Source organism: Flavobacterium sp. UBA6135, assembly GCF_002428305.1.
GTDB lineage: Bacteria > Bacteroidota > Bacteroidia > Flavobacteriales > Flavobacteriaceae > Flavobacterium.
Window position 1 is genome coordinate 86,585 of the sequence record NZ_DIVJ01000034.1, and the last position, 12,963, is coordinate 99,547.

The window sequence follows — 12,963 nt, forward strand, 5'->3', positions numbered from 1 at the left end:
TGATATGAAAAAAAGAATTTTAGTTTATTCATTCTTCACCGCTATTTTTATTAGCTTAATTAGTTGTAGTGAAGATTTTCTTGAGCCTGTTAGAGATACTTCGGTATTAACTGATGCTGATTTCGCTAATAATGCAGACATTAATCCTGGCTTAATTGAAGGTACATTGACAGGTGTTTATTCTTATATGGCAAGACCATTTGCAGTTTATGGAACAGCAGGATCAAGACATTATGATTTTGGACACAAATCAATTGATATTTGGTCTGATATGTTAACTGGAGATATGGCATTATCTAATAATGCTTATAACTGGTATGCTAATTTTACAAACTTGGTGTCAACATCCGATTTTACAAGAGAGGAGAATGCTTTGGTTTGGACTTATTTGTACAAAGTCATCAACTTATCTAATATTGTTATTAATAATTTAGGTGGTAATGATGCAGTTCCTGAATCTGATCAAACTAAATATATGATGGGTCAAGCTAAGGCTATGCGTGCCTATGGATATTTTTATTTGACTCAGATGTTTCAACGAGAATATAATCCTTCTCAAGAAATTTTACCAATTTATGATGGTGTTCAAAGTTTATATTCTAAACAGCCTGCTTCTGATGTTTACAACTTGATTATAAGTGATTTAAATCAATCGATTGTTTTGTTGGATGGTTTCCAAAGAACAGCTAAAAATCAGGTTAATAAGTCGGTAGCTCAAGGATTATTGGCTTATACATATGCAGCAATGGGTATGTATCCAGAGGCAAAAGTATTGTCTGATGAAATTATTGCTACTGGTGGTTATTCTTTAACTACAGCAGGTCAATTAGCTTTTCCTGGTGTTGGTTCCGGTTTTAATAATGTAAATACAGGTTCTTGGATGTGGGGATTTGATATTACTACTGATCTTGGATATGGTTTAGTTTCTTGGTGGGGTCAGATGGATGTATTTACTTATAGCTATGCTGGGGCTGGTGATAGAAAGGCAATAGATAATGGATTATATGCTTTGATTCCAGCAAATGATGTTAGAAAAAATCAATTCAATGCAGCTCCTGGAGCGACAAATTTAATGCCAATTAACAAATTCTTCCATCAAGGAAGGGTTAGTATGGGACAACAAGTTATTGAAACTGATTATATATACATGCGAATTGAAGAGTTTTACTTGTTGAGTGCTGAAGCTGCTGCAAAATCAGGAAATGAAGCTGCTGCCAAATCAAGATTAGAAGAATTAATGACAATTAGATTAGGAAGTTTAGCTGCTGCAACAGCTTATGTTAGTCCATTGACTGGAGATGCTTTAAAAAATGCAATTTATTTACAAACTAGAATAGAGTTTTGGGGCGAAGGTAAAAGTTATTTAGCAATGAAACGTAACAAGGCTACGATTACTAGAGGCACTAATCATACGTATTTGTCTGGCATTTCAGTTCCTTATGACGATTCTAGATTATCATTTAAGATTCCACAGGTAGAAATTAATAATAATCCTAGTATTACTGAACAAAATTAATAACATTAAACTTATAAAGTATGAATTTTTTTAAATTTAATACCTTTCCAATTTTAGCATTTCTTTTAGTTGGAATTTTGGTATCATGTGAAGATGATTCTTCATCAAGTAATCCTTTAGCTAGTCAAAATTTTGTTAGTTTTGAAACTAATAAAACGGTACTGATTGAAACCGGGCAAACTGTTGCTATTGAAGCAAAGGTGTTTGCTTCGCAAACATCTACTGTTGATAGAGTTTTAGAATTGGTAGTAGGTTCGACTAGTACTGCTAATCCTATGTATTATTCGATGCCTTCAACAGTTACTATTCCTGCAGGTTCAAAAGAAGGTACAATAAATCTTTCAATTCAAGGCGTTGAGCTAGATAGTACTGGAAAAACAATTGTTATTGGGTTTGTTCCTCAAGAAGGACTTAACGTAACAACCACGTATTCAGGATCTAAGGCGTTGGGTACTTATGCTGTTGCTTATAAGCAATTAGTAATAACAGCCAAAGAGGTTTGTAGTGCTTCTCCATTGCGAATTCAAATAGTAACTGATAGATATGGTGATGAGACTACATGGGAATTGTATAATCAGAATATGGATGTAATTGCTTCTGGTGGGCCATATGCAACACAAAGTGCTTCTGGTGCTTTTCCTCAAGCACCTATTGATTTGTGTTTAGCAAGTGGTAGTTATACTTTTGTTGTTTATGATTCTTATGGTGACGGTATGAATAGTGGCTATGGAGCTGGATATTACAGATTAGTTTCCATGAATTCTGATTTTAGTTCTGAAGTGTTGCAAATTGCTCAAAATGGAGTATTTGGAGCATTTGATATTGTGGAATTTACTTTACAGTAGATTTAAGCAAATTGAATCAGTAATTGTAAATAATCTATATAGATTATTTAGTAATATTTATTTAAACACTTGCAAATTTTTTTTGCAAGTGTTTTTCTTTTTTAAAATGTTCAAACTAATTTTTCTTTTTTTGTACACTTATTTTTGTTTTATTTATTATTAGATTTTTAGAATAACTTCTTCTTGATTTGAATTTTTATGTATGTTATTCGTTTTTTTAACTTACTTAGCTTTTGAATTGAATTTGTTAATAATTCAAATTACTATAATTTTGCTTAACTTGAAATATAGTTTCCCTTTAATATAGGCTGTAGTAGTATGATTAACTATTTCGCATTTTAATTTTTTTTTCTTTTTATATGACTATAAGTAAATATGTTTAAATTTTCATAACAACTTATTTAAATGCATTTTGTTTTTATATATTTGTAAAGTCTAAACTTTGTTCGTAATTAAAATTGAAAAAGATAAATAATTTAGAAAAAATGATTAAAAAAATAGTTTTGTTTGTTCTTGTATTTTATTATGGTTTAATAAATTCCCAAAATGTTGATGAGGTTAGAAAAATTATTTCTGAGTATGATCCAGAAAAATATTCTCAATTAGAATTTTCATTTCATCAGAATGAATTAATTGTTCGACAAAAAATTTATGATTTTTTGTCAATTAATCCAAATGTATCTACTGATATAGAATCTAATGGAAGATTTTATAAGTTGGTTGATGTTATAAATGACAAGCCCGTATATGTTGCTACGGACAATTTTTCTGCTGCTGTAGCCTCTAGAACAAATAGGTTATATCCAGGTGGATTATTGGGGCTTAATTTGCAAGGAGAAGGAATGAATGTTGGTGTTTGGGACAGCGGTTGGATTTTAAAAACACATGTTGAATTCAACACTCCGTCTGCAAGGGTCATAACACCTGATAATTTATCAATAACACCAACTTCAAATTTTCATGCAACTCATGTAGGCGGTACTGTTGGTGCCGCTGGAGTCGTAAATTCTGCAAGAGGAATGGCTCCTAGATCAAATATAAGATCTTATGATTGGTCAGGTGATTTGAATGAAGTGCTATTCGATGTTTCTCAAAACGGTTTGCTGATTTCTAATCATTCTTATGGCGTTCCTATTTATAATGATAACAATGTGTTGAATGTTCCAGTTTGGTACATGGGATGCTATAATGATACTGCTGTAGCATGGGATGAACTTGCTTACACATATCCTTATTATTTGATGGTTGCTTCTGCCGGAAATTCTGGAAACGATTCTTATACTGGTGGATTGGCACCAGGTTTTGATAAGCTTACGGGTAATAAAAACTCTAAAAATAATTTAGTAGTTGCGAATGCAAATCCTTCAGTTCATCCAATTACAGGCAACATTACTTCCTTATTTATAAATGGTAGTAGTAGTCAGGGACCAACAGATGATGGAAGAATTAAGCCTGATATTGCGGCAGATGGTACAAATGTTTTTTCTACATTTAACAGTAATAATAATGATTATGATACAATTTCAGGAACTTCAATGGCTTCTCCTGTAGTGTCTGGAACTATATTGTTATTACAAGAACATTATAATAATTTGTATTCTAATTTTATGAAAGCCTCTACTCTTAAAGGATTGGTATGTCATACTGCATTAGATGATACAAATATTATTGGTCCCGATACTCGATTTGGTTGGGGGCTGTTAGATGCCCAAGCTGCTGCTAATGTAATAACTAGTAATAGTACTGGTGGCTCATTAATCCTTGAGTCAAATTTAGTAAATGGACAAACTTTCACATATTTATTTAATGCCTCTTCATCAACTCCACTCAAGGCAACAATATGTTGGACTGATCCTCAAGGGACATCCAGAAATGGTTTGTTAAATGATGCAACACCTGTTTTAGTAAATGATTTAGATTTGAGAATCACGAATAGTAGTGAAACTTTTTTTCCTTGGAAATATGATTTGAACAATTTAAGTGGTGGTGCTATTAAGGGGGATAATAATGTTGATAATTTAGAAAGAATTGATATTACTAGTCCAACTTCAGGTCAATATACATTGACAGTTAGTCATAAAGGAACATTGCTTTCCGGGAATCAAGCTTTTTCGTTAATTTTAACTGGAGGCGACTTGGTTTTGAATACAATTGATTCAAATATTCAAGAAGTTAAGGTGTGGCCAAATCCAGCAAATGATTTTTTAAATATAAATTTAACTACATCAAGTGATCCAACATTTATCACAATTTATGATATTCATGGTAGGATAGTCTTCTTTAAAGAGGTTAAAAATCATGAGTTAAATCATTCTATTGATTTGAAAAACTTCACTCAAGGGATGTATTTATTAAGTGTTAAAAGTGGTTTGAATTCAATCATAAAAAAAGTTTTAATTAATTAATTCTTCATGCATTTTATAAAAAGTGAAAGAAGCAGATTTTCAAGTTTGCTTCTTTCATTTTTTATTATCAAAATGAATTACTTTTACAAAAAAAGAGAAATAAAATGAGAATTATTCTTATTATAGTTGTGATTTTATTTTCTTCTTCAGTGAAGTCACAAACTAGATTAGGTTCAATTGGAGGAGTAAAAAAGGGAGAAGAAAATGAAAGTGCTAAAAAGAAAGAAGCATCTCAGTCAATGGTTTTAGAGGATGCTAAAATAGAGCAGTATCAAATTTTCACTATTGAGCGAGATACCACAGTTGTAGATACTTCGCTTACAATTAAAAAGGAATACAGTTATAATTATTTAAGAAGAGATATTTTTGGTTTATTGCCTTTTGCTAATGAAGGATATGTTTATACTGTCTTAGATTATGGATTAAATTCCTATACCACTTTCCCTGAAATGGGTTTCAAAGCCAAGCATTTTGGTTATATGGATCCAGAAGATATCTCTTATTATAAAGTAGCAACCCCTTTGACTGAGTTGTATTTCAAAACCGTGATGGAGCAAGGTCAATCACTAGATGCCTTTATTACTCTCAATACTTCAGAACGATTAAATTTTTCAATGGCTTATAAAGGATTACGTTCTTTAGGTAAATATGTAAATCAATTAGCCAGTAATGGTAATTTTCGATTTACAACCAATTATACCAATCCAAACGAGCGTTATCATTTACAAGCACACTTTACATCACAAGATTTTTCTAACGGTGAAAACGGAGGTATAGTAAGAACCAATGATTTTGAAAGTGATGATGAAGATTTTAAAAATAGGGTTCGACTGCAGGTTTTTTTTGAAGATGCTACCAGCTTTTTGAAGGGAAATCGTTATTTTATCAATCATTCCTATCATTTGACAAATTCAAAAAGCGATTCAAAACTGACCTTATTGCATCAATTTAATTATGAACACAAGTTTTTTGAGTTCAAACAACGCACTCTTTCCACAACAATTATAACTGATGAAGGTTCCGTTACAATTAATCGACTCGGAGATTCGTATCGTTTATCCAATATCAATGATCAAACCCGGTACAATCGTATGTATAATAAGTTTGGAGCTTCCTATGAACATAAAGTTTTAGGTAGTTTTGTTTTTTTTACTGAAGACTTTAGATTCAATCAATATTACAATAGGGTATTGCTTTTGTCTGACACTACGATACCAAGTACCTATAGTGATGAGATAACTACAATTGGTGGTCAGTATTCCTATCGAAAAGGAGATTTGAACGGTAAAGCGATACTAACTCAAACATTGTCTAATCAAGATTTATCTTCTTTGGATTTGCAATTAGCGTATCAATTTTTAGAGTCGTATACATTGGATTTTCACTACCAGGCCATGACGCAAATGCCTGATAATACCTATGTTTTTTTTCAAAGTAATTATGTGACTTACAATTGGAACAACTCGTTTAAAAACGAGAAAGTTCAAAATATAAAAATTAAAGCAACTACACCTTGGATCAATGCTACCGCACAGTTTACTTCAATTAATGATTTTTTATATTTCAGTAATGATGATCCAACAGCTGTTCAATTGCTTGTTACTCCCAAACAGTTTGACCAAAGCGTTACTTATTTTTCGTTAAAAGCTGAAAAAGAATTTAAGTTCAGAAATTTTGCTCTTGATAATACCCTCTTATATCAAAAAACCGATCAGTCTGAAGTAGTTTTGAATGTGCCGGAACTGGTTTTGAGAAATACGTTTTATTATTCCAATCATTTTTTCAAAAAAGCCTTGTTTTTGCAAACCGGAGTAACCTTTACTTATTTTACAGATTATTATGCGGATGATTACAATCCGTTATTGGGGTCTTTTTTTGTACAAGATCAAAAGAAAATAGGTGGGTTTCCTATGTTTGATTATTTTATCAATGCAAAAATCAAACAAGCCCGTTTGTTCTTGAAAGCAGAACATTTTAACTCGTCGTTTACTTCGTCTAATTTTTATACAGCACCTAATTATCCTTATCGTGATTTTATGGTGAGGTTTGGAATTATTTGGAATTTTTTCCAATAGTAGATTGAACGGACTTATTAAATAATTTAATTACCTTTATTAAATAGAACTACAAAAATGAAATTTGCAAAAAATATATTAGAAACAATCGGGAATACTCCTTTGGTTAAAATCAATAAAATTACCAGTGAATTGGACTGTTTGGTACTGGCCAAAGTTGAAACATTCAATCCCGGTAATTCTGTCAAAGACCGAATGGCTGTAAAAATGATAGAAGATGCTGAAGCTGATGGAAGGTTACAACCGGGTGGGACAATTATTGAAGGTACTTCTGGAAATACAGGAATGGGACTTGCTTTAGGGGCTATCGTCAAAGGATATAAATTAATTTGTGTTATTACAGACAAACAATCCAAAGAAAAGATGGATATTTTGCGAGCTGTTGGAGCCAAAGTGATTGTTTGTCCAACCGATGTAGAGCCCGAAGATCCAAGATCGTATTACTCTGTTTCGAAACGATTGGGTACTGAAATTCCAAATTCTTGGTACGTAAATCAATATGACAATCCAAGTAATGCAATAGCTCATTATGAACAAACGGCTCCTGAAATTTGGGAACAGACCGATGGAAAAATCACCCATTTTGTTGTTGGTGTAGGAACAGGAGGGACCATTTCCGGAGTGGCAAAATATTTAAAAGAACGCAATCCGGCAGTTAAAATTTGGGGTATTGATACCTATGGTTCCGTATTTAAAAAATACCATGAAACCGGCATATTTGATGAGAATGAAATTTATTCGTATATCACAGAAGGAATAGGTGAAGATATTTTGCCAAAGAATGTTGACTTTTCTTTAATTGACGGTTTTACAAAAGTAACCGATAAGGATGCTGCAGTTTATACCCGTAGGTTAGCTCTAGAAGAAGGAATTTTTGTTGGGAATTCTGCCGGAGCAGCTATAAAAGGGGTTTTACAGCTAAAAGAACATTTTAAACCTGAAGATGTAGTTGTGGTATTATTTCATGATTCGGGAAGCCGTTATGTAGGCAAAATGTTTAATGACGATTGGATGCGGGAGCGTGGCTTCTTAGATGAGGAAGTTGCGAAAGCTTCCGATTTAATTAAATCGCATAGCGATAAACCTTTAGTCATTGTTCGCACAGAAGAATTGGTTTCACATGCCATTGAACGTTTGAAAAAATACAACATTTCTCAAATTCCTGTTATTGACACTACTGGATTTGTAGGTTCCATTGATGAATCAGATTTGTTTAAAAGTTATTTTTCAGATAAAAATATCGCGGAAAAACCAATCAAAGAAATCATGGGTAAGCCGTATCCGATAGTTCATGAAAATACCCCTATTGAAGAAGTTTCAAAACTGATAAGCAAAGACAATCAAGCAGTTTTAGTAGAAATGGCTAATAAAAAATACCATATTATTACCAAGCATGATATTATAAGTTCGATCAACTAATAGCACTTTCCCTTTAAAAAAATAATCCCTGAGTTTATACATTCAGGGATTTTTTTGTATTTTAGTAGTTCAAATTAGTAATCGCCAAAAAAATAGTATACGCCATGAAAGAAGATTTTCTACATTATGTGTGGCATTTTAAAAAATTTAAGTTCACACAGTTACACACTTTTCAAAACCAAGAACTCTCTATTCTTCATACGGGTTATTATTTAAAGCAATCCGGACCGGATTTTTTTAATGCCCAATTACTTATTGACAATCAAAAATGGGCAGGAAATATTGAAATACATTTAAAATCTTCCGATTGGTATGTTCACCATCACGAAAACGATTCCAATTATGACAATGTGATTTTGCATGTGGTTTGGGAACACGATGTTGAAATTTATCGAAAGAATACTACTGTAATTCCTGTTTTGGAATTGAAGCATTATGTTGATGCCTCCGTTTTGGAGAATTACAAGCAATTGGTGGCTACCAAATCATGGATAAATTGTGAAAATCAATTAAAAAATATACCGAAGTTTACCCTTTCTCACTGGGTAGAGCGATTGTATGTGGAGCGATTGGAACAAAAAACGAATGAATTGGAACTGGTTTTAATGAAAACTACTACTAATTGGGAGTATGTTTTTTACATTTCGTTGGCAAGAAGTTTTGGATTGAATACCAACGGCATTTCTTTTCAGGAACTTTTGCTTTCAATACCTTTTTCGGTTCTAAAAAAAGAGCAACATGATTTATTGGCTTTAGAAGCTCTGTTTTTTGGAAGAGTCGGATTATTAGAACATTATTTTGAAGATAACTATTATCATGATTTAAAAAATAAATGGCACTTTTTGGTTCACAAATACCAATTGCAACCCACTTCTATTGTAGCTCCTGAATTTTTTAAGCACCGACCTGATAATTTTCCAACCATTCGTTTGGCTCAATTGGCTCAATTGCTTCATCGGGAATCTAATTTGATGCAACGTTGTTTGGATGCTAATTCACTTTCAGAATTTTATATGATATTCACTATTCAAGTTTCCGACTATTGGAAAACGCATTATACTTTTGATCATGCAAGTACTTTTAAGTCAAAATCACTTTCAAAAAGTTTTATTGATTTGTTGTTATTGAATTGTGTTTTGCCTATAAAATTCAGTTACTCAAAAAGCAAAGGGACACAAAATAGTGAAGAGTTACTTGCACTGGCTCTAGAAATTAAATCAGAAAAGAACCGCATCATTGAAAAATTCGAACAATTTGGATTACAGTCCAGCTCTAGCTTGCATTCTCAGGCCTTACTACATTTGAAAAGCAAGTATTGCAATCAAAATAAATGTTTGCAGTGTGAAATTGGCAAAAACTTAATTAACTTTACCTCACCAAAATAATTCACATGGAAACTTCTCCAAAAAAACTAACGTTTCTTCAAAAAGTTGCCAAGTATTTCAAGCGATTTCTTTTTGCTATGGTTTTAGTTGTGATTGCTTTTTTTACTTTTATATATTACGTGCCTTATTCCGAAGGTTTTCGTTCGGGTGAATTAATCAAAATTAGCAGAAAAGGTATGGTGTTTAAAACATGGGAGGGCGAAATGAGTCAAGGGATTTCGGGAGCTCAAATTTTTAAGTTTTCCATTGCAAATAAAGAAAAACAAGTGGTTTCCGATTTGGAAAAATATCAAGGGAAGTATGTGAAATTGACCTATGTTGAGAGATATCGAGCCTTTTCCTGGTGGGGAGACACACGTTATTTTGTGACTCAAGTAGAAGAAGAAGATTCACCATTTGTTCGACCTAAACAAAATTCAGAACAATGAGTTGGATAAAAACAATGCGGCATTTTTTTGAAAAGTATGGATTTCATGTGTCTTCTCGTGTAGCAGATCGATTAGGCATGAGGGCTACTAACGTACGGTTGTTTTTTATTTATAGTACTTTCTTTACAGCCGGACTTTGGTTTTTTGTATATCTCACCTTGGCGTTTTGGTTAAAGCTTAAGGATATGATATATACCAAAAGAAGTTCCGTCTTCGATTTGTAGATTATTCTTAAAAAACTGTCTTAACTTTTTTTTAAAAGCATTTTTTTTCGCATATTGCTGTCCTATTTAAATAAACCACCACTTTTATGAAAAAAGTAACGCTACTATTAGCCTTATTATTACCCATTTTTTCGTTTGCACAAGAACGAGGATTAGATGAAAAAATTAATGATATAATTCAGCCGGCAGTAGATGCATTAGCGGCTGTATTTTTTTATAAACCTCTTTCTTTTATAGGTTTTGAAATGCCTTTGGTTGTTTTGTGGTTGGTAATTGGAGCTACTTTTTTTACCCTTTACATGGGTTTTATCAATTTAAAAGGAATCAAACATGCTTTTCAGTTAATTCGAGGTGACTATGACAAACCGGAAGATGAGGGAGAAGTTTCTCACTTTCAAGCTTTGGTTACCGCATTATCGGGTACTGTTGGTTTAGGAAATATTGCCGGTGTGGCTGTTGCAGTAACTATCGGTGGAGCCGGAGCCACTTTTTGGATGATATTGGCCGGATTTTTAGGAATGTCTTCCAAATTTGTAGAGTGTACCTTAGGGGTTAAATACCGAAAATTGAATGATTTAGGCGAGGTTTCCGGAGGCCCGATGTATTATTTGTCAGAAGGATTGCGAAGAAGAGGTAAAGCCGGTTTAGGAAAAGTTTTAGCTGTTGTTTTTGCAGTTCTTGCAGTTGGAGGTTCCTTTGGTGGTGGAAACATGTTTCAAGCCAATCAATCATTCGCTCAATTGGCCAATGTATTTCCTTTTTTTGAAGGAAAAGGATTTTGGTACGGTTTGGTTATCGCCTTTTTTGTGGGGATAGTCATAATTGGGGGTATCAAGAAAATTGCTAATGTTACGGATAAAATAGTGCCTATGATGGTTATTTTATATATTGTTACATCTTTAATCATAATAACCGTAAATATAAGTCATATTGGTGAAGCATTTGGTTTGATAATTGATGGAGCGTTTACCGCAGATGGTATTACCGGAGGGGTGATTGGAGTATTAGTTGTTGGTTTTCAACGAGCAGCTTTTTCAAACGAAGCTGGAGTTGGTTCTGCCGCGATTGCACATTCTGCCGTTAAAACGGATGAGCCGGTTAGCGAAGGAATTGTTGCTTTATTAGAGCCGTTTGTTGATACCATTGTTGTTTGTACCATGACAGCCCTAGTATTGATTTTTTCAGGTTTTGCACAAGATACCCAAGGATTAGTTGGTTCTGCATTGACCTCTGCTGCTTTTAGTAGTGTGTTTCCGTGGTTCCAATACGTGTTGTTAGTTGCTATTATATTATTTGCTTTTTCTACGATGATTTCCTGGTCGTATTATGGAATGAAATCATGGACGTATCTTTTTGGGAACACCAAGAAAATGGAAAACGTGTATAAATTACTTTTCTTAGTGTTTGTTGTTATTGGTTCTTCGGCCAGTTTAGGTGCGGTGATGGATTTTTCGGACATGATGATTTTAGGTATGGCATTTCCGAATATTTTAGGATTGTATTTCCTTTCTTCAGAAGTTAGAGATGATTTGAAAGATTATTTTAAACGTTTGAAGTCGGGTGAGATAAAAAAATACAATTAGTTTTTTTATTCATCCTATACGTTATATTAAGTTTAATTATTAGTTTACACATGAGTTTTTAAAGAAGTTTTATTTAGTTGTAAATAAGTACGATATGAATTATAGATCCCTTTTTAGTTTTTCTTCTGATCAACGAAAAGGGATTTTTGTTTTGTTGTTTTTAATTGTTGCTTTACAAGGAGCTTATTGGTTTTGGGTTTCAAAAACAGACAAAAAGCCAAGCACTAAATCAAAAGCGGAATGGATGGCTATGCAAGTGTATATTGACAGCTTGAAAGAAGAATCTTCTAGTGCAACTCAGAAAATTTATCCATTTAATCCCAACTTTATAACCGATTACAGAGGCTATCAATTAGGAATGACTACTGCGGAATTGGATCGTCTGTTTGCCTTCCGAAAAGAAAATAAGTATGTCAATTCTGCCAAGGAGTTTCAACAAGTCACCCAAGTTTCGGATAGTTTGCTTCAGGCGATTTCTCCTTATTTTAAATTTCCAAGTTGGGTCAGTCAACCAAAGGCTACTTTTAAGTTTAAAGATTATTCCAAACCAAAAAAGGAAGTGATTGTTCGCTTGGACATCAATCAAGCCAGTCAGGACGATTTAATTAAACTGTATGGTATTGGGCCAGCATTATCAGAACGAATTTTAAAGCAAAAAGAAATTTTTGGAGGATTTGTTTCCATGGATCAAATGGACGTTATTTGGGGTTTGTCGCCTGAGGTGGTAGAGAATCTCAAGAAACATTTTGAGGTACAACAACCGCCTGCTATTAAGAAGATTAAGATTAATGATTTATCAACAAAAGAGTTGGCTAAGTTTCCTTATTTCAACTATGCCATTTCTAAGGAGATTGTGACTTTCAGAAGCATGAATAATGGAATTAAAGGCATTGAGGATTTAACAAAAATTAAGGGATTTCCCGTTGAAAAATTAAATATTATTGCCTTATATTTGGAATTCTAAAAAAATAACCCAAAAAGGGCAATACAATTTAATTATATGAATTCAATTTACTTCACAGAAGAGCATCATTTGTTTAGAAAAACGCTACAAGATTTTTTACATAAAGAAGTGGTTCCTCA

The 12,963-nt window shown here is 32.9% G+C and carries 10 protein-coding genes; all 10 read left to right on the forward strand.

Annotation, left to right across the window (positions count from 1 at the left end; translation table 11 throughout):
- Positions 1–4 precede the first annotated feature (4 nt).
- The 10 genes from B3L86_RS08870 to B3L86_RS08915 all read left to right on the forward strand — a co-directional run bounded on the left by B3L86_RS08870 (position 5) and on the right by B3L86_RS08915 (position 12,844).
- Positions 5–1,516: a RagB/SusD family nutrient uptake outer membrane protein gene (locus tag B3L86_RS08870; protein WP_291117852.1), complete on the forward strand. Its 1,512-nt coding sequence runs from the start codon at positions 5–7 to the stop codon at positions 1,514–1,516.
- 20 nt (positions 1,517–1,536) lie between these two features.
- The gene (locus B3L86_RS08875; protein WP_291117855.1) at positions 1,537–2,361 is read left to right on the forward strand and encodes a hypothetical protein; all 825 of its coding nucleotides are present in this window, start codon (positions 1,537–1,539) and stop codon (positions 2,359–2,361) included.
- Positions 2,362–2,819: 458 nt separating this feature from the next.
- Positions 2,820–4,766 carry a S8 family serine peptidase gene (locus B3L86_RS08880; RefSeq protein ID WP_291117858.1) on the forward strand — a complete coding sequence of 649 codons (1,947 nt, stop codon included), beginning with the start codon at positions 2,820–2,822 and terminating at the stop codon, positions 4,764–4,766.
- A gap of 104 nt (positions 4,767–4,870) precedes the next feature.
- The gene (locus B3L86_RS08885) at positions 4,871–6,841 is read left to right on the forward strand and encodes a putative porin (protein WP_291117860.1); all 1,971 of its coding nucleotides are present in this window, start codon (positions 4,871–4,873) and stop codon (positions 6,839–6,841) included.
- A 57-nt stretch (positions 6,842–6,898) separates the two neighbouring features.
- The gene (locus B3L86_RS08890) at positions 6,899–8,260 is read left to right on the forward strand and encodes a pyridoxal-phosphate dependent enzyme (RefSeq protein ID WP_291117863.1); all 1,362 of its coding nucleotides are present in this window, start codon (positions 6,899–6,901) and stop codon (positions 8,258–8,260) included.
- A 104-nt stretch (positions 8,261–8,364) separates the two neighbouring features.
- Positions 8,365–9,645: a DUF2851 family protein gene (locus B3L86_RS08895; protein WP_291117866.1), complete on the forward strand. Its 1,281-nt coding sequence runs from the start codon at positions 8,365–8,367 to the stop codon at positions 9,643–9,645.
- Between the two features lie 5 nt (positions 9,646–9,650).
- Positions 9,651–10,073: a 6-phosphogluconate dehydrogenase gene (locus tag B3L86_RS08900; protein WP_414655128.1), complete on the forward strand. Its 423-nt coding sequence runs from the start codon at positions 9,651–9,653 to the stop codon at positions 10,071–10,073.
- Positions 10,070–10,297 (forward strand): PspC domain-containing protein, encoded by a 228-nt coding sequence (locus B3L86_RS08905; protein WP_291117869.1) that lies wholly within the window; start codon positions 10,070–10,072, stop codon positions 10,295–10,297. Before B3L86_RS08900 ends, B3L86_RS08905 begins: the two co-directional genes overlap by 4 nt.
- Positions 10,298–10,383: 86 nt before the next feature.
- Positions 10,384–11,880, forward strand: a complete 1,497-nt coding sequence (locus B3L86_RS08910; protein ID WP_291117872.1) for an alanine/glycine:cation symporter family protein — start codon at positions 10,384–10,386, stop codon at positions 11,878–11,880.
- A gap of 94 nt (positions 11,881–11,974) precedes the next feature.
- Positions 11,975–12,844 carry a ComEA family DNA-binding protein gene (locus B3L86_RS08915; protein WP_291117875.1) on the forward strand — a complete coding sequence of 290 codons (870 nt, stop codon included), beginning with the start codon at positions 11,975–11,977 and terminating at the stop codon, positions 12,842–12,844.
- The last annotated feature ends 119 nt before the right edge of the window (positions 12,845–12,963 follow it).